Raw genomic sequence first — 23,495 nt, 5'->3', positions numbered from 1 at the left:
AAGGCCCGCTTCGGGGTAGCCAGGAGCGTGTTCGTATTGGTGGGAGGGTGGCCGGGGTCGGGCAAGACCACGTTGGCGACCGCGCTCGGCCCGTGGCTCGGGTTGCCGGTGCTGGCCAAGGACGAGGTCAAAGAGGTCCTCGCCGACGAGCTCGGCCGGCCTGCCACGGTGAGCGAGTCGCGGCGGCTGGGGCGGGCGGCGGTCGCCGCGGTGCTGCGGATCGCGCGGCGCTGTCCGGGGGCGGTGGTGGACAGCACGTGGTTCGACTACACCCGGCCGTTGGTGATGGCGTTGCCGGGGCCGGTGGTGGAGTTGCGTTGCGTCGTGCCGGTCGAGGTGGCCCGGTCGCGCTACCTGGCCAGGGCGGCCGGCCGCCCTGCGGGCCATCTGGATCTGGAGCGCGACGAGGCCGAGCTGTGGGGCGAGCCGGTGCATCCGCTGGACGTCGGGCCTCTGGTGGCGGTCGACACCACCGGACCGCTGGACATTCCCGCGATCGCGGAGGAAGTCAGGCGAGCGGCGGGCCCGCTCGGGTGAGCGGGCCCTGGCGCGTCTACTTCGCGTAGTTGTGGAAGCCGCGGCCCGACTTCTTGCCCAGCAGGCCCGCGTCCACCATGCGCAGCAGCAGCGGCGGCGGCGAGTACAGCGGCTCCTTGAACTCCTCGTACATCGACTCGGCGATGGCCTTCGTGGTGTCGAGGCCGATCAGGTCGGTGAGGCGCAGCGGGCCCATCGGGTGGGCGCAGCCGAGCACCATGCCGTTGTCGATGTCGTCGGCGGAGGCGAAGCCGGACTCCAGCATGCGGATGGACGAGAGCAGGTACGGGATCAGCAGCGCGTTGACCACGAAGCCGGCGCGGTCCTGCGAGCGGATGACCTCCTTGCCCAGCGTCGCGCGCACGAAGGCTTCCGCGCGGACCTGGGTGGTGGCGCCGGTCAGCAGCGACGGCACGATCTCGACCAGCTTCAGCACGGGCACCGGGTTGAAGAAGTGCACGCCGATGACCTGCTCGGGGCGGCCGGTGGCCATGCCCAGCTTCATGATCGGGATGGACGACGTGTTGGACGCGAAGATGGCGTCCTCGTCCTTCACGACCTTGTCGAGCGCGGTGAAGACGTCGGTCTTGATCTGCTCGTTCTCGGCGACCGCCTCGACCACGAACTGCCGGTCGGCGAACTCGCCGATGTCGGTCGTGAACCGGATGCGCGCGATGGCCGCGTCGCGGTCCGCCTCACTGAGCTTGCCGGCCTTGACGCCCCTGGCGAGCGAGGAGGCGATCCGCCCCTGCGCTGCCTCGGCCGCGCTCGCGTTGACCTCGGCGACGATGACGTCGAGGCCGGCGCGGGCGCTCACCTCGGCGATTCCGGAGCCCATGAGGCCGGAACCGACGACTCCCACACGTTGAATGTCACTCACCCGACCGATCCTGCCATGGCCCGCTCGAGTGTGAATCGCCGCTGAGCCAGTCCAGCGTCTCTGCGACCGTGGTGGCGTAGTCGCCCGCCGGCCGGTAGCCGAGTGCCGAAGCCGCGGTGGTGTCGAGGACCAACGGCGGCACGCGATGCCACGGGTGACGGCCGGACTGGTCGTGGTCGAGCAGGATCTCGCGCCAGTGGTGGCCGAAGTGGTGCGCGATGATCCGGGAGATCTCCAGGCCGTTCGGCGCGTCCGGGTCGGCGGCGTTGAGGATCCGGCGTCCGGGGCGGGCGGCGACGGTCTCGATCAGCGCGGCGATGTTGGCCGCTGCGGACGGGTGGTCGGCGCCCTCGCCACGGCTGGCCAGCACCACCACGGGTGGCGTGCGAGGACCCGTTCGACGAAGTACCGCTCCAGCGGGCGCTTGTTGCCCACTCCGTGCACTTTGGACGGTCGCAGCACGGTGATGGGCAGGCCGCTGTCGAGCAACGTCCGCTCGGCCGCGACTTTGTTGGCGCCGTAGCCCTCGCGGGTCTGGAAGTCACCACTGCCCGGAGCCATCGTCGGCTGGTCCTCGGTCACGGGACCGGGGAACCGCGGTGGTTCGGGGGAGTTGACGTGCCTGCCCTGGTCGTCCACGTACACGGCCTTGGCCGAGATCATCACCGTGGAGGTCGCGGCACGGGCCAGCGGCAGCAGTGTTCTGGCGTGCTCTGCGGTGTAGCAGAGGCAGTCGACGAGCAGGTCGGCGCCGTCGCCCAGAGCGCGGGCGATCGCCGCTGGGTCCTCGCGGTCCACCTCACGGCCGGGCGCGTCGACGGTCCAGCCGTGTGCCCGCAGACGCCGAGCGGCGGCACGGCCGATGAGGCCCGTGCCGCCGAGGATCAACGCACGCTTGCTCACTCGAGTTCGGCCTCGGCCTTCGCGATGGCCGCGAACTCTTCTTCGGGAGCGTTCGCGACCAGGTGGTGGCGGCTGTAGAACCAGTAGTAGGCCACCGCGATCACGACGATGCCCGCTGTCACCGCCGCCGCGATCTCGTCCACGAAGAACGTTGCGATCACAGCAGCAACGGCCAGCACGAGCGCCACGCTCGTGGTCACCACACCGCCAGGAGTGCGGTACGGGCGTGGCAGGTCCGGCGCTGTCTTACGCAAGACGATGTGCGACACCATCATCAGCACGTACGAGAGAGCCGCACCGAACACGGCGATGTTGATGAGCCGCGCGCCGCCCGTCACCGGGTCGACCGTCTTCATGATCGTGGCCAGCGCGAAACCGACGGTGCCCGGCACGATCAGCGCGAGGTAAGGCGTCTTGCGCTTGCCGGTCTTCGACAGCCAGCGCGGCAGGTATCCCGCGCGGGACAACGCGAACAGCTGCCGCGAGTAGGCGTAGATGATGGAGAAGAACGACGCGACCAGTCCGGCCAGGCCGACGTAGTTCACCAGCTGCGCCAGGAAGTTGTCGCCGCCGTAAGCCGCGCGCACGGCCTCTGGCAACGGGTTTCCGGACGCCTCCAGCACCTTCGAGCCCGCACCGCCGGGTGCGACCAACAAGATCGCCGCCGCGAACACCAGCAGGGCCACCATCGCGCCGATGATGCCGCGCGGCATGTCGCGCTTGGGATCCCTGGCTTCCTCCGCGGCCAGCGGCACGCCCTCGACCGCGAGGAAGAACCAGATCGCGAAGACGATCGCGCCCCACGCACCGGTGACGCCCATCGGCAGGAACGAGCCGTCACCGATGTCGAACAGCTTGGCGGAGTCGAACTTCGGGATCATGCCCGCCACGAACGCGACCAGCGCCACCACCGCGATGCCGGTGATCACGAACATCAGCCGCAGCGCCTCGCCGACACCCCACAGGTGGATGCCCACGAAGATCACGTAGCACGCCAGGTACACCGGCCACGTGGCGTCGAGCAGGCCCAGAGCCTTGATGTAGTCGCCGATGAACACCGAGATCGCCGCTGGTGCGATGGCGTACTCGATCAGGATCGCGATACCTGTGACGTACCCGCCCAACGGGCCGAGCGCGCGCCTCGCGAAGCCGTAGCCGGCGCCCGCGACGGGCAGCGCCGAGGCCAGTTCGGCGAGACCGAACACCATGCACGTGTACATCGTCGCCATCAGGATCGTGGCGATCAGCAACCCGCCCCAGCCGCCTTGGGCGAGGCCGAAGTTCCATCCGGCGAAGTCGCCGGAGATCACGTAGGAGACACCCAGCCCGGCCAGCAGGACCCAGCCCGCCGCACCCCGTTTCAGCTGCCGGTGCTCCAGGTACTCGTCGCCCACCTTCTCGTACTCGACGTGCTTGGCCATATGGACTCCCATTGGTCCTTTAAACCGGTGGCTGAGGGTGGCGCTCATCACCCGGTGGTGTCAAGATGGTGCGGCCAATGGCTCGCAGACATACCTTTGGAGGACCGTCGGGATGCTGACCGTCGAGGAGTTGCGCGAGGCCGTGGACACCGGTGAGATCGACACCGTCCTGGTCGCGATCGTGGACATGCAGGGCCGCCTGCAGGGCAAGCGGTGCGCGGCCCAGTACTTCCTCGACGAGGTGCTCGGGCACGCCGCGGAGGGCTGCAACTACCTGCTCGCCGTCGACGTCGAGATGAACCCGGTCAGCGGCTTCGAGATGTCCAGCTGGGACCGCGGGTACGGCGACTTCGTGATGAAGCCGGACATCTCCACGCTGCGCCGCGTGCCCTGGCAGGAGGGCACCGCGCTGGTCATGTGCGACCTCGTCTGGGAGAACGGCGACCCGGTCGTGGCGTCGCCGCGGCAGATCCTGCGCAAGCAGCTCGACCGGCTGGCCGCGCTCGGACTGGAGTGCTACGTCGGCACCGAGCTCGAGTTCATCGTCTTCGACGACACCTACGAGCAGGCCTGGAACTCGGGCTACCGCAACCTCACGCCGTCGAACCAGTACAACGTCGACTACTCGTTGCTGGGCACCGCGCGCGTCGAGCCGTTGCTGCGCGCCATTCGCAACGGCATGACGGGCGCGGGCATGGTCGTCGAGTCGGCCAAGGGGGAGTGCAACCCCGGCCAGCACGAGATCGCGTTCCGGTACACGACGGCGCTGCGGACGTGCGACCAGCACGCCATCTACAAGAACGGCTCCAAGGAGATCGCTTCGCAGCAGGGCAAGTCGCTCACGTTCATGGCGAAGTACAACGAACGCGAGGGCAACTCCTGCCACATCCACCTGTCGTTGCGGTCCAAGGACGGCGAGCCCGTGTTCGCCGAGGGCCACGGCATGTCGGAGCTGATGAAGCACTTCCTCGCCGGGCAGCTGGCCGCGCTGCGCGAGCTCACCTACTTCCTCGCGCCGAACATCAACTCCTACAAGCGCTTCGTGAAGGGTTCGTTCGCGCCGACCGCCGTCGCGTGGGGCCGCGACAACCGCACGTGCGCGCTGCGGGTCGTCGGCCACGGGCAGTCGCTCAGGTTCGAAAACCGGGTACCCGGTGGTGACGTGAACCCGTACCTGGCGGTGGCGGCGTTGATCGCGGCCGGCCTGCACGGGGTCGAGCACAAGCTGGCGCTGGAAGACGAGTTCACCGGCAACGCCTACGCGTCGGACCGGCCGACCGTGCCGACGACGTTGCGCGAGTCGGCGGACCTGCTGGCCGCCAGCGACATCGCGCGGGAGGCGTTCGGCAAGGACGTCATCGACCACTACCTGAACGCGGCCAAGGTCGAGCTGGACGCGTTCGAGGCGGCGATCACGGATTGGGAGAAGGTACGCGGCTTTGAGCGCCTCTAAGCCACTCATCGGCATCAGCACCTACCTGGAACGCACGAGGTTCGGGCTCTGGGACGTGGAGGCCGCGGTGCTGTACCGCGGCTACCTCGACTGCGTGGTGCAGGCGGGCGGTAACCCCGTCATGCTGCCGCCGGTCGGCACCTGGACGGCCGAGACCATCGGGTTCCTGGACGGACTGGTGATCGCGGGCGGCGCGGACATCGACCCCGCCACCTACGGCGCCGACCCGCATCCCCGGACCGGCACGCCGCAGACCGACCGCGACAACGCCGAGTTCGCTCTGGTCGAGGCCGCGCTGAAGCTCGACCTGCCGGTGCTCGGTGTGTGCCGGGGCATGCAGGTGCTGAACGTGGCGCTGGGCGGCACGCTGCACCAGCACATCGAGGGCCACAACGAGGCTCCCGGCGTGTTCGGGCACACCGACATCACGGTCGTGCCCGGTACGCAGCTGCACGCGATCCTGGGCGACCACACCAACGTGCAGTGTCATCACCACCAGTCGCTGGACCGGATCGCCGACGGGCTGCGAGTCACCGCTTCTGCGCCCGACGGCACGGTGGAAGCGGTTGAGCTGGAAGGTTCCCGGTTCGTCGTCGGCGTGCAGTCGCACCCCGAGCAGGACATCGAAGACTTGCGGTTGTTCGAAGCGCTTGTCGACGTTGCAAGGAGAAAAGCGTGACCTTTGACGTCATCAACCCCGCTACCGAGAAGGTCGTGCGGTCCGTACCGCACACCTCTCTCGAAGAGACGGACGCGGCGATCGTTCGCGCGCAGAAGGCGTTCGAGAGCTGGCGGAACGTCGCTCCCGGCGACCGGGCCCGGCTGCTGCGCCGGTTCGCGGAGATCGTCGACGCGCACAACGAGGAACTGGCGCAGCTCGAGGTCGAGAACTCCGGGCACACCATCGGCAACGCGCGGTGGGAGGCCGGCAACGTCCGCGACGTGCTGCAGTACTACTCGGCCGCGCCGGAACGGTTGTTCGGCAAGCAGATCCCGGTCGCAGGCGGGCTCGACGTCACGTTCCACGAACCGCTCGGCGTGGTCGGCGTGATCGTGCCGTGGAACTTCCCGATGCCGATCGCGGGCTGGGGTTTCGCTCCTGCCTTGGCCGCGGGCAACACGGTGGTGCTGAAGCCGGCCGAAGTGACGCCGTTGACGGCGATCCGGCTCGGCGAGCTCGCGCTGGAGGCGGGCATTCCGGAGGGCGTGTTCCAGGTGCTGCCGGGCAAGGGCAGCGTCGTGGGCAACCGGTTCGTCACGCATCCGTTGGTGCGCAAGGTCGTCTTCACCGGGTCGACCGAGGTCGGCAAGCAGATCATGGCCGGATGCGCGGACCAGGTGAAGCGGGTGACGCTGGAGCTCGGCGGGAAGTCGGCGAACATCGTCTTCGCGGACTCCGACCTGGAGCAGGCGGCCGCGACGGCGCCGTACGGGGTGTTCGACAACGCCGGGCAGGACTGCTGCGCGCGGTCGCGGATCCTCGTGCAGGCGAGCGTCTACGACCGGTTCATGGAGCTGCTGGAGCCCGCGGTCAAGGGGCTGAAGGTCGGCGAGCCCGGCGACGAGGCGACCGAGATGGGGCCGCTCATCACCGCGGCGCACCTCAGCAAGGTCGCGTCTTACGTCCCAGACGACGCCCCGGTGGCGTTCCGGGGGAGCGCTCCCGACGGACCGGGATTCTGGTTCCCGCCGACGGTGCTCACGCCTGCGCTGGACGATCGCACGGTGACTGAGGAGATTTTCGGGCCGGTCGTCGTCGTGCTGCCGTTCAACGACGAGGCGGACGCGATCCGGATCGCGAACGACTCGGAATACGGGCTGTCCGGTTCGATCTGGACGCAGGACGTCGGCCGCGCGATTCGGGTGTCGCGTGCGGTGGAAGCCGGAAATCTGTCTGTCAACTCGCATTCTTCTGTCCGCTACTGGACACCTTTCGGCGGCGTCAAGCAGTCCGGTCTCGGTCGTGAGCTCGGTCCGGACGCATTGGACGCCTTCACCGAAGTCAAGAACGTCTTCATCGCTACCTGATTTCCGGGCAAACCTGAGGAGAACAACAAGATGGTGCAGCGACTCGAGGGCCGCGTGGCCGTCGTGACGGGTGGCGCGAGCGGCATCGGACTCGCGACCGTGCGCAGGTTTGCGAGCGAGGGCGCGAAGGTCGTCGTCGCGGATCTCGACCCCGCGTCCGGCAAGGCCGCCGCGGACGAGGTCGGAGGGCTGTTCGTCCAGGTCGACGTGACCGACGAGGAACAGGTCAAGGCTCTCTTCCAGACCACTGTGGACACTTACGGCAAGCTGGACATCGCGTTCAACAACGCCGGTATCTCGCCGCCCGACGACGACTCGATCCTCACGACGGGCATCGAGGCGTGGGACCGCGTGCAGAAGGTGAACCTCACGTCGGTCTATTTGTGTTGCAAGTACGCCATCCCGCACATGCAGGCCAACGGCAAGGGTTCCATCATCAACACGGCGTCGTTCGTGGCGACGATGGGTGCGGCGACGTCGCAGATCTCCTACACGGCGTCCAAGGGCGGCGTGCTCGCGATGTCGCGTGAGCTCGGTGTGCAGTTCGCGCGCGAGGGCATCCGCGTCAACGCACTGTCCCCTGGACCGGTCAACACGCCGTTGCTGCAGGAACTGTTCGCGAAGGACCCGGAGCGGGCCGCCCGTCGGCTCGTGCACGTCCCGCTCGGCCGGTTCGCGGAACCTGAGGAAATCGCCGCAGCGGTCGCGTTTCTGGCGTCCGACGACTCGTCGTTCATGACCGCGTCGAACTTCCTCGTGGACGGCGGCATCGCCGGCGCGTACGTGACGCCCCTCTAATGGAGCACGCTGAGGAGGCGTTGTTCCGTCCCGTGCGGGCGGGCAACGCCTTCGAAGAGACCGTCGAACGGCTCATGCAGGCCATCCGGCTCGGCGTCGTCGCGCCGGGTGAGCGGCTGCCGTCCGAACGGGAGCTCGCCACCCGGCTCGGGGTGAGCCGGGTGACCGTGCGCGAGGCCATCAGATCGTTGCAGGAGAACAACTACGTCGAGTCCCGGCGTGGTCGTTACGGCGGCACGTTCGTCAACGACGAAATCCCGAAGTCCGCGCCCGGCAAGGAGTTCGGCGACATCCACGACGCGCTGACGTTGCGGAAGGTCCTGGAAACGGGCGCCGCGGAAGCCGCAGCGGGTCGGTCGCTGGGCCCTGCGGAACGCCGCGGGTTGCGGGCGCGCCTGGAAGAGGCTTCCACCGCGTCGCTGGGGGAGTACCGGCGCAAGGACTCGCGGCTGCACCTCGCGATCGCCGAGGCGACCGGGTCCGCGTCGCTCACCGCGGCCGTGGCGGACTCCAGGATGCGCGTGAACGAGCTGCTGGACACGATTCCGCTGCTCGAGCCGAACCTCGTGCACTCCAACGCCCAGCACGAACGCATCATCGCCTCCATTTTGGACGGAGACCCGGCCGGCGCGCGGCTCGCGATGGCGGAGCACCTCGACGGAACCGCGTCACTGCTGCGGGGCTTTTTGGTCTGACCGGTCAGACCCCCGGACGCAACGTGAAAACGTTTTCAGGTTCAATTGTCGGGTTGTCATGCGAATTCCGCATGGGACAAGTCTTGGCGTGGGGCAAGCGGGCCGTTACCGTCCGAATACCTCGGGGACTTGCAGCGCGAGGAGCTGTTGATGCCAGGGTTGCGCAAGGTGTTTCGCGACGCCATGGGCCGGGTGCACTCACTCCGTGTCTTGTCCGCCGCGGGCATGGTGAGTCTCACGAACTTCAGGATGTCCGTGCAGGCTCTGAAAGAGGTCAAGATCTGGGGGCCGAACGTCACGGCGCTGCGCCGTTCCGTCCGGCTGAATCCGGACGGCGTCGCTGTTGTCGACGAACGCGGTTCCATGACCTACCGCCAGCTCGACAGACGTTCCAACGCGATCGCGCAGGGCCTGCGCTCGTTAGGTGTGCAGCACAACCACATCGTCGCGTTGATGTGCCGCAACCACCGCGGCATGGTCGAGTCGCTGCTGGCGTGCGCGAAGCTCGGCGTGCGCGTGCTGCTCGTGAACACCGGTTTCGGCGCCCCGGTCGTGCTGGATCTCCTGCAACGTGAACGCGTGTCGCTGCTGATTCACGACGAGGAGTTCACCCCGCTGTTCCACCAGCTGCCGCCGTCCATCCCGCGGTGGCTCGCGTGGTCGCGCGACGGATTGGACCGTCGCACGCCGACACTCGACCAACTGGTGGCCAAAGCGCCGCGTGGTGAGCTGGAGCCGCCGCGCGAGCCGGGCGTCGTCATCCAGCTGACGTCCGGCACCACCGGGATCCCGAAGGGAACACCGCGCGAGATCAAGTCGGTGCTCACGGCGTCGGACTTCCTCGACCGCATCCCGATGCACTCCGGCGAGTCGACGTACATCGCCGCGCCGATCTTCCACTCGGTCGGCTACTCGCACCTGACGCTCGCCATGTCGCTGGGCTCGCGCGCGGTCCTGCAACGCCGCTTCGACCCGCGCAAGACGCTGTGGTCGGTGCAGGGCCAGCGCTGCACCACAGTCGTGCTGGTGCCGACGATGCTGCAGCGGATCATGGAGCTGGACCGCACGGTGATCGACATGTACGACCTGTCGCACCTGCGCGTCGTGTTCTGCTCGGGTTCCACGCTGTCGACGGACCTGGTGCACCGCACGCAGGCCGTGCTGGGACCGGTGCTCTACAACCTGTACGGCTCGACGGAGGTCGCGGTCGCCACCGTCGCCACCCCTGCGGACCTGGAAGCCGCGCCGTCGAGCGTCGGCATGCCGCCGCACAACTGCATCGTGCGGATCTACGACGAACACGGCGCGCGGATCACGCGTTCGTTCGTGACGGGCCGGATCTTCGTGCGCGGCTCGCTGACCGTCGACCTCTACACGGACGGTTCGCAGAAGGAGATGATCGACGGTCTCGTCGCGACCGGCGACCTCGGCCACTTCGACCCGAGCGGCCGCCTGTACTTCGACGGCCGCGAGGACGACATGATCGTGTCCGGCGGCGAGAACGTGTACCCGGTCGAGGTGGAGAACCTGCTGATGACGCACTACCGGGTGCGCGACGCGGCGGTGCTCGGCGTGCCGGACCCGGAGTACGGGCAACGGTTGCGCGCGTTTGTGGTGCCGGTGACGGGGGCGCGGATCGACGTGCGGGAGCTGCGCGAGTTCGTGCGGACGCGGTTGGCGCGGCACAAGGTGCCGCGCGAGGTCGTCGTTGTGCCGAAGCTGCCGCGCAACGCGACCGGGAAGGTGCTGCGGCGGCAGTTGCTGGCTATTCGGCTGGGACCACAACAGGCTTCGCAGTGAGGTTTTAGGGCGGAACGCACGCCAGCGCCGAACGAGGGGGACTAATGCGGCGGTGACGTGCGTTCCTGGCGTAGGGGAGCGCACGACCTGCGTCGTCGGGGACTCGGGCACGCAGGTCGTGCGCTCGGTCGGAGTTACCGCTCGAACCGGTCGCCGCGGTCGCTGAACGGGCCGCGCTGCTCGAAGCGGTCGCCCCGGTCACCGCGGTCGGGCCCGCGGTCGCCGCGGTCGTACATCCGGACGTGGCCAGGACGGTCGTGGTCGAAGCGGTCAGCCGCGATCGCTCCCACGATGCCGCCGCCGAGGACGAGACCCAGCAGGCCCACGGCCACCAGCTGGGTGGCGCGGTGCCCGGCGAAACGCCTCATGCGGCCAGGGCTGGTGGGTGCTGCAGCCGAAGGGATCGGTGCCGCTGCTGGGGGTGGCGCCGGTGCTTCTGCCGCCGTCGCCGCCGGCTGGTCCCGCGCGGGCTGCTGACCGGGCCCGGCGGAAGTGCCCGGCTGGTCGGGGGCGGGTGCTGCGGTCGCCGCCGGCTGATCCTGGACCGGTGCTGCGGCCGGCAGTTCGGCGGTGGGCTGCTGACCAGGCGTGGCCGATGCGTCGGCGGGCAGCGGGGTGGTGGCCTGGTCCGGTGCAGGCTGGGCGGCCTGCGGTTCGTGCTCTACCCGATCTCGGGACGGCTCCTTCGGCGGAGGCGTCGGTCCCTGCTCGCTCATGTCATCAACGATGCGCCGTTCGGCTGAGCTGAGCCTGACAGCCACCTGTTCGTTTGCTGAAGCCGGTCCTTCGCGGAGTTCAGGATCGGCCTGGCCGCGGTGAAGATGTGCCGCTGGTCGGCGTAGGTGGCGCCGAAGAGCTCGGGATCGAGGTCGCCGGACCAGACGAAGTGCAGCGTGGTGCGCGTGCCGTCGCGGGCGTCGCGGCGCGAGTAGTGGTCGCGCAGGTCGGCGTACAGCAGGCGCAGTTCGTCCCGGTTGGACTCGGTCAGGCGGACCGGGCATTCGACGACCAGGTCGTGCATGGCGTGCTCCATTCGGCGGGCCGGAGTCCACAGAGTGCTCGCCCGAGCCGCCAGGACGCATCCGAAAAACCACTCACAACCGTCTGCGTATGACCCGCGAGCTGGAACCACCCGGTCGAGTTAACTGACGCACGCCCGCGCCGCCCGGTTCCACGAGAATCCACTTGCGACCACGCGGTTCGATGGGGGCATGGAACTCGTACCGCTCCGCCAGGAGTTCGCCCAGCAGATGTTCGCAGGTGGACCGGACGACGCCGAGGTCATGAGGCTGACCGGCTCGCACCAGACGTTCGAGCTGGCCGACTACGAGGCGTACATCGAGCGGACGCTCAACGACCCGAACCGCTACACCCGTGCCATCACCGAGGACGGCAGGTTCCTCGGCGAGGTCGTGCTCACGATCAACCCGCACAACCGGTCCGCCGGCATGCGGATCTTCCTGCAGGACGGCTTCGGCAAGGGCTACGGCACCGCGGCGATCAAGCACGTGCTGGACCACGCGTTCAACGTGAGGAACCTGCACCGGGTCGACCTGGAGGTGTACGAGTTCAACGAACGGGCGATCCACGTCTATCGGAAGCTCGGCTTCCGCGAGGAGGGCCGTCTGCGCGACGCCCTGCTCTGGGAGGGCGAGTTCTACGACGCGATCGTCATGTCCATCTTGAGCACCGATAACATCTGACCTGCAAACCCAAACTTCCAGCTAGGAGTCATCGTGTCCGAGTCGCGTCCTGCAGTCGCCCAGAATCCGCCGCGCGTGGTGGTTCCGGCTGGGACGACGGCGGGCACGGCCGTGCGCGAGGCCGGGTTGCCCGGCAAGGGCTCCGACGCGATCGTCGTGGTCAAGGACGCCGAGGGTCACCTGCGCGACCTGTCGTGGGCGCCGCAGGTCGACGTCGAGGTCGAGGCCGTCGCCGCGGACACCGACGACGGCCGCAGCGTCATCCGCCACTCCGCCGCGCACGTGCTGGCGCAGGCAGTGCAGCAGCAGTTCCCGGAGGCCAAGCTCGGCATCGGCCCGCCCGTGAAGGACGGCTTCTACTACGACTTCCAGGTCGACAAGCCGTTCACCCCGGAAGACCTGCAGGCGCTCGAGAAGCGCATGAAGCAGATCATCAAGGGGTCGCAGCGATTCTCCCGGCGCGTGGTCGAGTCGGTCGACGCCGCCAAGCAGGAGCTGGCGAAGGAGCCGTTCAAGCTGGAGCTCGTCGACATCAAGAGCGACGTCGACACCAGCGAGGTCATGGAGGTCGGCGGCGGCGAGCTGACGATCTACGACAACCTCGACCCGCGCACCGGTGAGCAGGTGTGGGGCGACCTGTGCCGCGGCCCGCACGTGCCGACCACCAAGCACATCCCGGCGTTCAAGCTGACCCGCGTCGCGGCGGCGTACTGGCGCGGCAACGAGAACAACCCGCAGCTGCAGCGCATCTACGGCACCGCGTGGGAGTCGGCCGAGGCGCAGGACGCGTACCTGGAGCGGCTGGCCGAGGCCGAGCGGCGCGACCACCGCAAGCTCGGTGTCGAGCTCGACCTGTTCTCGTTCCCGGACGAGATCGGCTCGGGCCTCGCGGTGTTCCACCCCAAGGGCGGCATCATCCGCAAGGCCATGGAGGACTACTCCCGGCAGCGGCACACCGAGGCGGGCTACGAGTTCGTCTACTCGCCGCACATCACCAAGGGCAAGCTGTTCGAGGTCTCCGGTCACCTGGACTGGTACAAGGACGGCATGTACCCGGCGATGCACCTCGACGCCGAGCTGAACGAGGACGGCACCGTCCGCAAGCCGGGCCAGGACTACTACCTGAAGCCGATGAACTGCCCGTTCCACGACCTGATCTTCAAGTCGCGCGGGCGTTCGTACCGCGAGCTGCCGCTGCGCATGTTCGAGTTCGGCTCGGTGTACCGCTACGAGAAGTCCGGCGTGGTGCACGGCCTGACCCGAGTGCGCGGCATGACGCAGGACGACGCGCACATCTTCTGCACCAGGGACCAGATCCGCGACGAGCTGAAGTCGCTGCTGACCTTCGTGCTGGACCTGCTGCGCGACTACGGCCTGGACGACTTCTACCTGGAGCTCTCCACCAAGAACCCGGAGAAGTTCGTCGGTCCCGACGAGGTCTGGGAAGAGGCGACCGAGACGCTGGCCTCGGTGGCCCAGGACTCCGGGCTGGAGCTCGTGCCGGATCCGGGTGGCGCCGCGTTCTACGGTCCGAAGATCTCGGTGCAGTGCCGGGACGCCCTGGGCCGCACCTGGCAGATGTCGACCATCCAGCTCGACTTCATGCTGCCGGAGAAGTTCGAACTCGAGTACACCGGCCCGGACGGCTCGCGCCAGCGCCCGGTCATGATCCACCGCGCGCTGTTCGGTTCGGTGGAGCGGTTCTTCGGCGTGCTGACCGAGCACTACGCGGGCGCGTTCCCGGCGTGGCTCGCTCCGGTGCAGGTCGTGGGCATCCCGGTCACGTCGGAGAACGACGAGCACCTGTTCGCGGTCCGCGACGTGCTCAAGCGCAAGGGCATCCGGGTCGAGATCGACGCGTCCGACGACCGCATGCAGAAGAAGATCCGCAACCACACCATGCAGAAGGTGCCGTTCATGCTCCTGGCCGGCGCCAAGGACGTGGAGGCGAACGCGGTGTCGTTCCGGTTCCGCGACGGCACGCAGATCAACGGCGTGCCGGTGGAGCGGGCGGTCGAGCAGATCGTCGACTGGGTGCAGCGCCGGGAGAACGCCTCGCCCACGGCGGAACTCCTCTCGTGACGTCTGAGTTTTCCGAACAGGACGGGGTCGGGGTCCACGACGCTTTGCAGCGTTTGTGGACCCCGCACCGCTTGTCTTATGTGAAGGGTGAGGGCAAGGCACTGGGCGATGAGCCTTCCGGCTGCCCGTTCTGCCGCGTTGTCGAGCTGGACGACTCGGCGGGGCTGATCATCGCGCGCGGTGCCGAGGTCTTCGCTGTTTTGAACCTTTACCCGTACAACCCCGGCCATCTGATGGTGCTGCCGTATCGGCACGTGCCGGACTACACGGATCTGACCCTGTCGGAGACGGCGGAGTTCGCGGCGTTCACGCAGAAGGCGATGCGGGTGGCGCGGCACGTGGCGGCGCCGCACGGGTTCAACGTCGGTATGAACCAGGGTGTCGTCGCGGGCGCCGGGATCGCGGCTCACCTGCACCAGCACGTGGTGCCCCGGTGGGGCGGGGATGCGAACTTCATGCCGGTCATCGGGCACACCAAGGTGCTGCCGCAGCTGCTCGGCGAGACCCGCGACCTGCTGGCGGAGGGCTGGAAGGCTGTCGACTGACGCTCGCTATCTATTGACTTTCGATAGATGGCACGCGATAGTCGATCTATGCCTAGGTTGCTGCTGCTCGTGGGGTGTGTCCTGGTCGTCGCGCTGGGCGTCGGCGCGATCATGTACGCCGACGCCGACGACGCGCCCGGTCTCGGGCTGATCGGTTTCGTGCTGATCCTCGGCGCCATCGGGTTCGGCGCGCGGGAGGTATTGCGGCGCCGCCGCGTATGACTAAACGCGGCGTTTAGTCTGGCGCGTGTGATTGAAAGCCGTACCAATTAGTGGACAAAAGAGTGACAAAAGCCACCCGCGTTGTCCGGCAGGACAATCCGGCTGGTTTCCACGTCGCGCGGAATGGTTCGGTTACAACTTTCGGGTGTTTCTGCTCAACCGATCGAGACGTAACGGCAGCACAAAACGATTCCAGGTAGGTGAGATCACCCACCTGGAGGTGTCAACTGCGAGTCAAGTCCCCGCCGATGGCCGATCGTCTGATCGTGCACAGATGGTTACGGTGCGAACATGACCGCACCTGAGCGTTCGCGATTAGCGAGAGAACGGCTTTCGCGTGAGTTACGCCGGTTGCGCACCGAGGCGAAGATGACCGGCACGGCCACCGCCCGTGCCACCGGGATGAGCCAGTCAAAGCTGTCGAAGATCGAGAACGGCATGCTGCTCCCGTCCGTCACCGACGTGGAGCGTCTCGTCGCAGAACTCGCCGCGACGAGAGAGACGCGCATCGAACTGGTCGAACTCGCCAGGTCGCTGCACGCGGAGGCGGAAACCCGCCGCGTCGTGCTGCACCGAGGGGCGCACCGCCACCAGCAGACGATCAGCCGCGTGGAGGCGCGGGCGGCGACATCGAGGTTCTTCCAGGTCAACCTGGTGCCTCAGTTGTTGCAGTCCGAGCCCTACCTGCGGATCGTGCTGGGGACGATGCCGCAGTCGGAGCAGGAGGCCGCCGTGGCCGCGCTGCGGATACGGCGTTCCCGCATGGACGATCTGGCGAAGCAGTTCGTGTTCCTGATGTCCGAGGGCGCGCTGCGCTGGCGGATGGGTTCGGCGGACCTGATGGCGGAACAGGTGGAACACCTGGCCGCGATCCAGCGCCGCCCGAACGTCCGGCTCGGCGTCGTGCCCTGGTCGGCGGACGCGAACGTGGTCGCCCTGCACGGTTTCCACATCTACGACGAGCGCGTGGTCACGGTCAGCGTGCTCACCGGCAACGCCACCATCACCGACCCGCTGGACGTGCGCGAGTACCTCGCGTTGTTCAGCCGGCTGGAGCGGCTGGCGGTGCGGGGGGAGGAGTTGCAGGCGTTGCTGAAACGGGTTGCCGAGGACCACCGGCGGCTCGCCTAGTCCGGGTTCGCTCGCGGGTGCTGTCAATCACCGGACGGCGCTCGCCAGCAGGCTCCGGGCTTGCAGAGGGGGATTCCCGTGGGTGCCGCTTGCACCCGCGAGCAGCGCGTTTCAGCAGTCCAGCTAGGCTGCGACACGCCATGCTGAACATCTTCGCTCGCGCGTCCGTCTCGCGCGTCACCGATCCGATCGGGGCGTGGTTGCTGGCGCGTGGCCTCACTCCCAACTTCGTCACCGTGGTCGGCACGGCCGGTGCCGTCGCCAGCGCCCTGTGGTTCATCCCGCGCGGACAGCTGTTCCTCGGCTGCGCGCTGGTGACGTTCTTCGTGCTGCTCGACCTGATCGACGGGGCGATGGCCCGCGCGCAGGGGCCCACGAAGTTCGGTGCCGTGCTCGACGCCACCTGCGACCGCATCGCGGACGGGGCGCTGTTCGCGGCGCTCACCTGGTACGCGTTCAGCCAGGGCGACCGGTGGACGGCCGCGGCCGGCTTCATCTGCCTGGTCGCCTCGCAGGTCATCTCGTACGTGAAGGCGCGCGCCGACGCGTCCGGGCTCAGTGCGGACGGCGGGCTCGCCGAACGGGCCGAGCGCTTCATCGTCGCGCTGGTCGGCGCCGGCGTGCAGGGGCTCGGCGTGCCGCATCTCATGGCCATCTCGCTGTGGCTGCTCGCGGTCATGACCGTGGCGACGGTCCTGCAGCGGATCTTCGCCGTCGCGAAGTCGGCGCGGGAGGCCGCGTGAACCTCGCGACCCTCGGATACACGGCCGGATGGCGGCTCATCCGCCTGCTGCCGGAGAAGTGGGCGCGCGCGTTGTTCCGCGTGGGTGCCGACTACGCGGCTCGCCGGGGTGGTGCGGGCGTCGCGCAGCTGCGCACGAACCTGCGCCGGGTAGTGCCGCAGGCGGGCGAGGAGGAGCTCGACGAGCTCGTGCGCGACTCGCTGCGGTCGTACGCGCGCTACTGGTGCGAGGCGTTCCGGCTGCCGTCGATGGACTTGCGCGCCGTGTACGAGAAGTGCAACTCGCAGGTCTCCGGCGTCGAGAACCTCGACGCGGCGCTGGCCAACGGCACGGGTGCGGTCGTCGCGCTGCCGCACAGCGGCAACTGGGACATGGCCGGCGTTTGGCTCGTGGGCCACTCCGGCACGTTCACCACGGTGGCCGAGCGGTTGAAGCCCGAGTCGCTGTACCGCAAGTTCGTGGAGTTCCGCGAGACCCTCGGCTTCGAGGTGCTTCCGTTGAACGGCGGCGACCGTCCACCTGCGACGGTGCTGGCCGAGCGGCTCCGCGCGAACAAGGTCGTCTGTCTGCTGGCCGACCGCGACCTGACCTCGTCCGGCGTCCCGGTGACGTTCTTCGGCGAGCAGACCCTGATGCCGGCGGGCCCCGCGCACCTGGCCGCGACCACCGGCGCCGCGCTGATGCCGGTGGGCTGCTGGTTCACCGAGGACGGCTGGCACTTCCGCATCCACCCGCCGATCAAGGTGAGCACCGTCCAGGCCGCCACCCAGGCCGTCGCCGACGTGTTCGCCGCCGACATCGCCGCCCACCCGGCCGACTGGCACATGCTGCAGCAGCTCTGGCTGGCCGACCTGCCTGCCGGGCGGCGGGAGGCGCTGGCTCGGAGGCTGTCGCGGTGAAGATCGGCATCGTCTGCCCGTACTCCTTCGACGTGCCAGGCGGAGTGCAGGCCCACGTCGTCGACCTCGCGCGCGCGTTGATCTCGCTCGGCCACAGCGTGAACGTGCTGGCCCCCGCCGACGACGACCAGAAGCTGCCGCCGTTCGTCACCTCGGCCGGCCGCGCGGTCGGCATCCCGTACAACGGTTCCGTGGCGCGGCTGTCGTTCGGCCCGGTCTCGTACGCGCGGGTGCGCCGGTGGATCGACGAGCACTCCTTCGACGTTCTGCACCTGCACGAGCCCACCGCGCCGTCGCTGTCGTTCCTGGCGCTGGTGGTCGCCGACGGCCCGATCGTCGCCACGTTCCACACCTCGACGCCGCGCTCCAAGATGCTGTCGGCGTTCCAGGGCGTGCTGCAGCCGTTCCTGGAGAAGGTCACCGCCCGCATCGCGGTGTCGGCGCTGGCCCGCCGCGTGCAGGTCGAACACCTCGGTGGCGACGCCGTGGAGATCCCCAACGGCGTCGACGTCGACTTCTTCGCCTCTGCGTCCACTTTGGACGGATACCCGCGCCCCGGCGGCACGATCGGCTTCGTCGGCCGCTACGACGAACCGCGCAAGGGCATGCCCGTGTTGTGGGAGGCCTTCGGGCTGATCGCCGACGAGTTCCCCGACCTGCGGCTGCTGGTGGTGGGCCGCGGCGAGTCGTCGTTCGACGGGCCGTTCTCGGATCGGGTCGATCTGCTCGGCCAGGTGGACGACGTGGAGAAGGCCCGGATGCTGCGTTCGGTGGACGTCTACGTCGCTCCGAACACCGGCGGCGAGTCCTTCGGCATCATCCTGACCGAGGCCATGTCCGCCGGCACCGCGGTGGTGGCGTCCGACCTCGATGCCTTCCGCCGCGTGCTGGACGACGGCAAGGCAGGCGTGCTGTTCCCCGTCGGCGATGCTTCGCGGTTGGCTGACGCACTGCGCTCGGTGCTGCGCGACTCCGCTCTGCGCGCCGAGTACGTCGACCTCGCCTCGCAGCGCGTGCAGGCGTTCGACTGGTCCGTGGTCGCATCGCAAGTGCTGCGCGTCTACGAAACCGCCATCGCTGCCGACCCGCGCCGGGTGAGCGAGGCATGACCGCACTGTTCGTCGCCGGATCGCGCGAGGTGGTTCGGCCATGACCACTGTGTTCTCCGTCGTCAACCAGTGCCGCAGTGGCCACGACCGGCTCACCCGGCAATCCAGCTCAGCTCCGTGCGCGGTGAGCCGGTCGTGACCACTGCGCTAGTCATCGTCCTGGTGACGCTCCTGCTGTCCGCCTGGATCCTGTCCATCGCCAACCGCCTGGACCGCCTGCACGTCCGCACCGACGCCGCCTGGGCAGCCCTCGATGCGGCCCTCGCCCGCCGCGCCGTCGTGACCCGAGCCCTGCTGGACCCCGCGTTGTCCATGGCCGCTTCCCGCGCCGAGTCGGCGTCCCGCTCCGAACGCGAACTCGCCGAGAACGAACTCTCGGGTCTGTTGGGCGCCCTGGACCGGTCGTCGCTGGCGCCCGCCCTGGCGTTCGAACTGGCAGACGCCGAGGAACGCGTCGTACTCGCCCGCCGCGTGCACAACGACGCCGTGCGCGACACGTTGCTCCAACGGCGCCGTCGCATCGTGCGCTGGCTACGCCTGTCCGGCACCGCACCGCAGCCGTCGTACTTCGAGATCGCCGAACCCACCGCACCCTCAGACGCCGTGATGCTCACACCACGCCCGTCCGCGCGCGTCGTGCTGATGGACGCTTCCGGCCGTGTGCTGCTCTTCCACGGCTTCGACCCGGCGCGCCCCCAGGAGCTGTTCTGGTTCACCGTCGGCGGCGGCGTGGAGAACGGCGAGGAACTGCGCGACGCGGCCGTCCGCGAAGCCTTCGAGGAAACCGGCCTGAAGCTGGCGCCGGAGTCTTTGGTGGGCCCTGTCTGGCGTCGTCGCGCGGTGTTCAGCTTCGACGGCGAGACGTTCGACGCGGAGGAGTGGTTCTTCTACGCCGCCGTGGACGGCGATCTCGTCATCGACACGTCGGGGTTCAACGACGTAGAGGAGACCACCATCTCCGGGTACCGGTGGTGGAGCGCGGCGGAGCTGGAGTCCACAGAGGACACCGTGTACCCGGTGCAGCTGGCCGAGCTGCTGCCCGAGCTGGCGACCGGCGACTGGGACGGCGAGACGCGCACGGTGCGCTGACCATCCACGACATGTGTTGTGACTCCGGTGTACGACAATCGAACGTCAGCACCTGAATGGACTACGGTGTGACCGGCTTTTGTCGCAGTATTTCACTGTTGACCGGGTAAAGCCTGGCCGATATGGTCGAAAGCCTGAATCTGCTGGGAGGTCAGATTCGGGTTTCGAGTACTAGGGTGTACTTGTCTGGGGGATGAATTGAATAAGAACAGACATGTCGGAATTGCGTTAGCGCTTTCCGGTGTTTTTGCTGCGACGCTTTCCGGGACGGCGGGCGCCGCGCCTGTGGACCCTGCCGAAGGTGAGCTCGCGACGGTGGCGCGTGCCCTGTTGCTCAGCGAGAACGCGGCAATGCTGGGTGAGACCGATCGAGCTCGGGCGGTTGCGGGAGTGCGGCCGACGCTCGCGGCCCGAGCTCGCCAGAAGGCCGCCGCGCGGCTGGCGTTGAGCGAGGACCGGCGAGTGGCCCGGGAGGCGGCGGGTGTCGCGGTCACCCAGGTCACGACCGAGGTGAAGGTTCGTTCGGTCAGCGGTGACGGAGCGGTGCGGGTTGCCGAGATCGAGGAGCACAGCGGTTATCCGATCGAGGGTTCGAGCCAGGGCACCAGTTCGACGTCTCGCCACCGGGTGACGTACGAGTGGGAAAACGGCAGGTGGGCGCTCGCAGACATCGAGCCGCTCGACGAGGTCAGCAAGTTCAGCGCGCGAGCGATGGCTGCGGCGTTGCCCGACGAGCCCCGCCGGACGGCGATCCGCCACCAGGTCTCCTCCCTCCGCACCGGTATCGCGGCCAACCTGCCGGCGTTGCGTGCGGCGGATGCGGCGAAGATGGCGGGCAAGCAGGTGGAAGCGCCAGACGGGCGTCGGTCGGCGGGTGGCAAGAGCGTCGGCGGTGGCGCGGACTTCGGCAGACCCGCCGACAAGCCGTTCGTCGGCGTGGTCAAGGACCAGGTGCAGACGCAGGGTGGCGAGGGCAGGCCGTACAACTACCAGTTGATGGTCGACTACGCGTATTACTTCGCGAAGGACAACCCGGTGCCGTACGCCAGGGACGAGAACGACTGCACGACGTTCATTTCCTGGGTCCTGTGGAACGGCCGATACGAAGAGCGCGGTGACGAGTCATATCCTGAGACGCTCTTCAACTATGACGACCCCGATGTGTGGTACTACCGGTGCAATGACTGTACGCCCCGGCACACCTACACCTGGGGTGGCGCGCTCAACTGGAATGTCTACGAGAACAACTTCGGCGGCAGGGTGACGTTCATGCCGTACCTCAGCGATCTGCTGCTGTCGGACGTTTTCCAGATGGAGTTCGACGTCTACGGTGGGAAGACGGAGATCCCTGATCACACGACCATGGTGACGGGCCGATCTCCCGAGGGTTGGCCGCTGCTCAGCTATCACACCGAGGACACGAGGAACAAGTCGCTGTGGGACGTCATCGGTTCGGAGGATGGGCCGTATTGGGCGATTCGCACCTGAGCCGGGTCGGTGCTGCCGTGCTGTTGTGCCTGGTGACAACGGCCTGCGGGGCTGAGAAACCCCCCGTGTGCCCGGCGCCGACAACTGAAGGGTTGCACGCCGACCGGGAGAAGTCGCAGTTCGTCGCACGGGTCGCCGTCACCGGCGATGCGGATCTGCAGCAGGGCACGACCAGCAGCAAGGGGTATCTGCTGCGCACGGAGTCCGCGCTCTCCGGCCGGCCCCCGGCGGAGTTCGCCTTGTGGACTGCGGTTGACATGCCGGAGTTGCGGCAGGGCAAGGCGTACGTCGTCTTCGCCAGGGACAGCTTCTCCGGCCGCACCGACCCGGTGACCGCGAACGGTGCGCCGGTGACGGCGTTCCACGTCGCGGTGCCGGGCGGGGTGTACGAGGTGGGTGACGGCAAGGTCGTCAGGGCTTGCCGGGGCGAGCCCAGCGAGGCCGTGGACGACGACGTGCTTGCGGGCATCTGACACGGGTCTCCCCCTTCGCCGGGGGAGACCCGTGTTCGTTCAGGCAGCCGAGCGGCAGTAGGCGATGCGGTTGTCCGCGCGGCGCACGGCCCACACGATGACGACCAGCGCGACCGCCCACAGCGGGTAGTTCATCGCGATCTTCGAGACCGTCAGCCAACCGACCTCGTTGTGCTCGTACAGCGTTCGCAGCACGACGAACCGGACCGCGAACACCAGCGCGAGCACGGCGGTGGCGAGGTCGTACCGCCGCAGCGACGGCCGGTCGTGGCGCCACCACATGCCGGCACCCTGCACGGCGCTCCAGATCACGCCGACCAGCGGGCGGCGGAGCAGGATCGAAAGAACCAGGACGATGGACGCCGCGCAGTACCACCAGATGTCGGCCAGGAAGAAGTCCCGGGCCTCACCGCTTCTGGCTGCGAAGAACCCCGCCACCGCCACGCCGACGAACCCGCCGAACGCCGGACGCAGGGACTGCCGCCGCGCCGCACGCAGCAGGGTGACGAGCACTCCGGCGCCGACAGCCGCGGCTATCGCCGGGTACACGCCCCACAACGAGTTGGCGATCACCAGCACCGTGGGAGGCAGCGACGACTGGATCAGTCCTGGCACGCCGCCGGTGCGCTCCCACAACGTCGTCTCAGCCGGGCGCTCTCTTTCTGGACCGTCGGACCTCATCGGGTTCTCCGTTCGCGATGGACTCGGCTGCGGCCGCGACGCGGTTCCCCTGCTCGATCGATCGCCGGGCGCGAACAGGGTCGTCGCCGTAGCCGACCAGCAGCCGAAAGGTCATGTCGTCGAGGACGAACCGCGCCTGCTCGTCCGGTAGCAGTTCGGCGACCGTCATGACGACCAGTCCGTGCCGCATGCTCCACAGCTGGGCGGCCCAGACCGGAACCTGGGACTCCGGAGCGTCCGGGAAGCGCCCGGCGGCAATGCATCGCCGGATCAGCGTGACGAGCCGGTCGAACGTTCCGGCGCCGAGGCCGTCCTCCTCTGCGGGCGGGTCGAGGAACATCGCCCGGTACAGGTGCGGACTCGCCAGGCCGAAGGCGTTGAACACCGCGCCGGCCGCCGCGAGGTCGGCGACCGGATCGTCCGAGACCGGCAGTTCGTCGAGGCGCTCGTCGAGGCGGGCGAAAGCCTCCTGTCGAACCGCCCTGCGGACCTCCGCCATGTTCTTGAACCGGCTGAACACGGCCATCGTCGACGAGCCGATCTCAGCCGCCAGCCGGCGGCTGGTCAGCGCGGCCGGACCTTCCTCGCCCAGCAGCCGCGCGGCCGCCTCGATCAGCATCGTCCGCACCATGGGGTCGGCGCTTCTCGGGCTCACCGGGGTACCATACCATCGTTATATATCAGTGGTACAGAATTGTTCCCGCTCAGGTCGTTGTCTGTCGCTTGTGGACGATGATCACGATTCGGCGCGATGTATTGGATCTTGATGGACTCTTGTGCATGATCCTTTCGCATCACCCGATTGGGGGATGCTC

Annotated in this window: 26 protein-coding genes; 18 read left to right on the top strand and 8 right to left on the bottom strand. The window is 68.3% G+C overall.

What is annotated here, in order from left to right; all coding sequences use genetic code 11:
• Window positions 1-27: 27 nt before the first annotated feature.
• Window positions 28-537, top strand: coding sequence for an AAA family ATPase (locus DI276_RS10050; protein ID WP_112262999.1), 510 nt, complete (start codon window positions 28-30; stop codon window positions 535-537).
• A 16-nt stretch (window positions 538-553) separates the two neighbouring features.
• On the opposite strand, the gene DI276_RS10045 is transcribed toward DI276_RS10050, so the two are convergent.
• From DI276_RS10045 to eat, 4 genes are read right to left on the bottom strand one after another with little or no spacing between them, the layout of a single operon-like run.
• Window positions 554-1,417: a 3-hydroxybutyryl-CoA dehydrogenase gene (locus tag DI276_RS10045; RefSeq protein WP_112262998.1), complete on the bottom strand. Its 864-nt coding sequence runs from the start codon at window positions 1,415-1,417 to the stop codon at window positions 554-556.
• Window positions 1,410-1,787: an NAD-dependent epimerase/dehydratase family protein gene (locus tag DI276_RS51905; RefSeq protein ID WP_232836559.1), complete on the bottom strand. Its 378-nt coding sequence runs from the start codon at window positions 1,785-1,787 to the stop codon at window positions 1,410-1,412. The genes DI276_RS10045 and DI276_RS51905 overlap by 8 nt, the downstream gene beginning before the upstream one ends.
• On the bottom strand, window positions 1,724-2,320 hold the full coding sequence (locus DI276_RS51900; protein WP_232836558.1) for an NAD-dependent epimerase/dehydratase family protein: 597 nt from the start codon (window positions 2,318-2,320) through the stop codon (window positions 1,724-1,726). The genes DI276_RS51905 and DI276_RS51900 overlap by 64 nt, the downstream gene beginning before the upstream one ends.
• Window positions 2,317-3,741: an ethanolamine permease gene (gene eat, locus DI276_RS10035; protein ID WP_112262997.1), complete on the bottom strand. Its 1,425-nt coding sequence runs from the start codon at window positions 3,739-3,741 to the stop codon at window positions 2,317-2,319. The genes DI276_RS51900 and eat overlap by 4 nt, the downstream gene beginning before the upstream one ends.
• Window positions 3,742-3,853: 112 nt before the next feature.
• Between eat and DI276_RS10030 the strand changes: the two genes are divergently transcribed.
• The 6 genes from DI276_RS10030 (at window position 3,854) to DI276_RS10005 (ending at window position 10,515) form a co-directional block, all read left to right on the top strand.
• Window positions 3,854-5,194 (top strand): glutamine synthetase family protein, encoded by a 1,341-nt coding sequence (locus DI276_RS10030; RefSeq protein ID WP_112262996.1) that lies wholly within the window; start codon window positions 3,854-3,856, stop codon window positions 5,192-5,194.
• Window positions 5,181-5,873 carry a gamma-glutamyl-gamma-aminobutyrate hydrolase family protein gene (locus DI276_RS10025; RefSeq protein WP_232836557.1) on the top strand — a complete coding sequence of 231 codons (693 nt, stop codon included), beginning with the start codon at window positions 5,181-5,183 and terminating at the stop codon, window positions 5,871-5,873. The genes DI276_RS10030 and DI276_RS10025 overlap by 14 nt, the downstream gene beginning before the upstream one ends.
• Window positions 5,870-7,222, top strand: a complete 1,353-nt coding sequence (locus DI276_RS10020) for an aldehyde dehydrogenase family protein (protein WP_112262995.1) — start codon at window positions 5,870-5,872, stop codon at window positions 7,220-7,222. The genes DI276_RS10025 and DI276_RS10020 overlap by 4 nt, the downstream gene beginning before the upstream one ends.
• 30 nt (window positions 7,223-7,252) lie before the next feature.
• Window positions 7,253-8,020, top strand: coding sequence for a 3-oxoacyl-ACP reductase (locus tag DI276_RS10015; protein WP_112262994.1), 768 nt, complete (start codon window positions 7,253-7,255; stop codon window positions 8,018-8,020).
• Window positions 8,020-8,715 carry a FadR/GntR family transcriptional regulator gene (locus DI276_RS10010; RefSeq protein WP_112262993.1) on the top strand — a complete coding sequence of 232 codons (696 nt, stop codon included), beginning with the start codon at window positions 8,020-8,022 and terminating at the stop codon, window positions 8,713-8,715. Before DI276_RS10015 ends, DI276_RS10010 begins: the two co-directional genes overlap by 1 nt.
• 150 nt (window positions 8,716-8,865) lie before the next feature.
• Window positions 8,866-10,515: an AMP-binding protein gene (locus tag DI276_RS10005; protein WP_112263340.1), complete on the top strand. Its 1,650-nt coding sequence runs from the start codon at window positions 8,866-8,868 to the stop codon at window positions 10,513-10,515.
• Between the two features lie 134 nt (window positions 10,516-10,649).
• Here DI276_RS10005 and DI276_RS49830 read toward each other — a convergent pair whose 3' ends face one another.
• Window positions 10,650-11,231, bottom strand: a complete 582-nt coding sequence (locus DI276_RS49830) for a hypothetical protein (protein WP_157984614.1) — start codon at window positions 11,229-11,231, stop codon at window positions 10,650-10,652.
• Window positions 11,228-11,536 (bottom strand): hypothetical protein, encoded by a 309-nt coding sequence (locus DI276_RS09995; RefSeq protein WP_157984613.1) that lies wholly within the window; start codon window positions 11,534-11,536, stop codon window positions 11,228-11,230. The genes DI276_RS49830 and DI276_RS09995 overlap by 4 nt, the downstream gene beginning before the upstream one ends.
• Before the next feature lie 190 nt (window positions 11,537-11,726).
• Here DI276_RS09995 and DI276_RS09990 point away from each other — a divergent pair, with 190 nt between their 5' ends.
• From DI276_RS09990 to DI276_RS09945, 11 genes are all read left to right on the top strand, one after another.
• Window positions 11,727-12,218 (top strand): GNAT family N-acetyltransferase, encoded by a 492-nt coding sequence (locus tag DI276_RS09990; RefSeq protein WP_112262990.1) that lies wholly within the window; start codon window positions 11,727-11,729, stop codon window positions 12,216-12,218.
• Between the two features lie 75 nt (window positions 12,219-12,293).
• Complete coding sequence (thrS, locus tag DI276_RS09985) at window positions 12,294-14,300, top strand: threonine--tRNA ligase (RefSeq protein ID WP_112262989.1); 2,007 nt, start codon at window positions 12,294-12,296, stop codon at window positions 14,298-14,300.
• Window positions 14,297-14,845 carry an HIT family protein gene (locus DI276_RS09980; protein WP_112262988.1) on the top strand — a complete coding sequence of 183 codons (549 nt, stop codon included), beginning with the start codon at window positions 14,297-14,299 and terminating at the stop codon, window positions 14,843-14,845. Before thrS ends, DI276_RS09980 begins: the two co-directional genes overlap by 4 nt.
• Window positions 14,846-14,893: 48 nt before the next feature.
• On the top strand, window positions 14,894-15,067 hold the full coding sequence (locus DI276_RS49825; RefSeq protein WP_157984612.1) for a hypothetical protein: 174 nt from the start codon (window positions 14,894-14,896) through the stop codon (window positions 15,065-15,067).
• A 291-nt stretch (window positions 15,068-15,358) separates the two neighbouring features.
• Window positions 15,359-16,198: a helix-turn-helix domain-containing protein gene (locus DI276_RS09975; protein ID WP_112262987.1), complete on the top strand. Its 840-nt coding sequence runs from the start codon at window positions 15,359-15,361 to the stop codon at window positions 16,196-16,198.
• A 140-nt stretch (window positions 16,199-16,338) separates the two neighbouring features.
• A complete protein-coding gene (pgsA, locus tag DI276_RS09970) occupies window positions 16,339-16,941 on the top strand; it encodes a phosphatidylinositol phosphate synthase (RefSeq protein ID WP_112262986.1) in 603 nt (200 codons plus the stop codon).
• Entirely contained in the window at window positions 16,938-17,840 is a 903-nt protein-coding gene (locus DI276_RS09965) for a phosphatidylinositol mannoside acyltransferase (RefSeq protein ID WP_112262985.1), read from the top strand. The genes pgsA and DI276_RS09965 overlap by 4 nt, the downstream gene beginning before the upstream one ends.
• Window positions 17,837-18,949, top strand: a complete 1,113-nt coding sequence (locus DI276_RS09960) for a glycosyltransferase family 4 protein (protein WP_112262984.1) — start codon at window positions 17,837-17,839, stop codon at window positions 18,947-18,949. Before DI276_RS09965 ends, DI276_RS09960 begins: the two co-directional genes overlap by 4 nt.
• A gap of 135 nt (window positions 18,950-19,084) precedes the next feature.
• Entirely contained in the window at window positions 19,085-20,038 is a 954-nt protein-coding gene (locus DI276_RS09955) for an NUDIX hydrolase (RefSeq protein ID WP_232836556.1), read from the top strand.
• A gap of 315 nt (window positions 20,039-20,353) precedes the next feature.
• Window positions 20,354-21,526, top strand: a complete 1,173-nt coding sequence (locus DI276_RS09950) for an amidase domain-containing protein (RefSeq protein WP_157984611.1) — start codon at window positions 20,354-20,356, stop codon at window positions 21,524-21,526.
• 92 nt (window positions 21,527-21,618) lie between these two features.
• Window positions 21,619-21,999: a hypothetical protein gene (locus tag DI276_RS09945; protein WP_112262981.1), complete on the top strand. Its 381-nt coding sequence runs from the start codon at window positions 21,619-21,621 to the stop codon at window positions 21,997-21,999.
• A gap of 39 nt (window positions 22,000-22,038) precedes the next feature.
• Here the strand turns inward: DI276_RS09945 and DI276_RS09940 are convergent, their stop codons facing one another.
• Entirely contained in the window at window positions 22,039-22,680 is a 642-nt protein-coding gene (locus DI276_RS09940; RefSeq protein WP_112262980.1) for a DUF3159 domain-containing protein, read from the bottom strand.
• The gene (locus DI276_RS09935; RefSeq protein WP_157984610.1) at window positions 22,643-23,335 is read right to left on the bottom strand and encodes a TetR/AcrR family transcriptional regulator; all 693 of its coding nucleotides are present in this window, start codon (window positions 23,333-23,335) and stop codon (window positions 22,643-22,645) included. Before DI276_RS09935 ends, DI276_RS09940 begins: the two co-directional genes overlap by 38 nt.
• Window positions 23,336-23,495: the final 160 nt, after the last annotated feature.

The sequence above is a fragment of the Lentzea terrae genome (assembly GCF_003265345.1).
GTDB lineage: Bacteria > Actinomycetota > Actinomycetes > Mycobacteriales > Pseudonocardiaceae > Lentzea > Lentzea terrae.
This window is presented reverse-complemented; position numbering and strand designations above follow the sequence as displayed.

Bases quoted from the DNA above. Each gene is read 5' to 3' on its own strand.
- eat (WP_112262997.1), bottom strand. From the start codon at position 3,741: ATGGCCAAGCACGTCGAGTACGAGAAGGTGGGCGACGAGTACCTGGAG.
- DI276_RS10030 (WP_112262996.1), top strand. From the start codon at position 3,854: ATGCTGACCGTCGAGGAGTTGCGCGAGGCCGTGGACACCGGTGAGATC.
- DI276_RS10015 (WP_112262994.1), top strand. From the start codon at position 7,253: ATGGTGCAGCGACTCGAGGGCCGCGTGGCCGTCGTGACGGGTGGCGCG.
- DI276_RS10010 (WP_112262993.1), top strand. From the start codon at position 8,020: ATGGAGCACGCTGAGGAGGCGTTGTTCCGTCCCGTGCGGGCGGGCAAC.
- DI276_RS10005 (WP_112263340.1), top strand. From the start codon at position 8,866: ATGCCAGGGTTGCGCAAGGTGTTTCGCGACGCCATGGGCCGGGTGCAC.
- DI276_RS49830 (WP_157984614.1), bottom strand. From the start codon at position 11,231: ATGAGCGAGCAGGGACCGACGCCTCCGCCGAAGGAGCCGTCCCGAGAT.
- DI276_RS09995 (WP_157984613.1), bottom strand. From the start codon at position 11,536: ATGCACGACCTGGTCGTCGAATGCCCGGTCCGCCTGACCGAGTCCAAC.
- DI276_RS09990 (WP_112262990.1), top strand. From the start codon at position 11,727: ATGGAACTCGTACCGCTCCGCCAGGAGTTCGCCCAGCAGATGTTCGCA.
- DI276_RS49825 (WP_157984612.1), top strand. From the start codon at position 14,894: ATGCCTAGGTTGCTGCTGCTCGTGGGGTGTGTCCTGGTCGTCGCGCTG.
- DI276_RS09975 (WP_112262987.1), top strand. From the start codon at position 15,359: ATGACCGCACCTGAGCGTTCGCGATTAGCGAGAGAACGGCTTTCGCGT.
- pgsA (WP_112262986.1), top strand. From the start codon at position 16,339: ATGCTGAACATCTTCGCTCGCGCGTCCGTCTCGCGCGTCACCGATCCG.
- DI276_RS09940 (WP_112262980.1), bottom strand. From the start codon at position 22,680: ATGAGGTCCGACGGTCCAGAAAGAGAGCGCCCGGCTGAGACGACGTTG.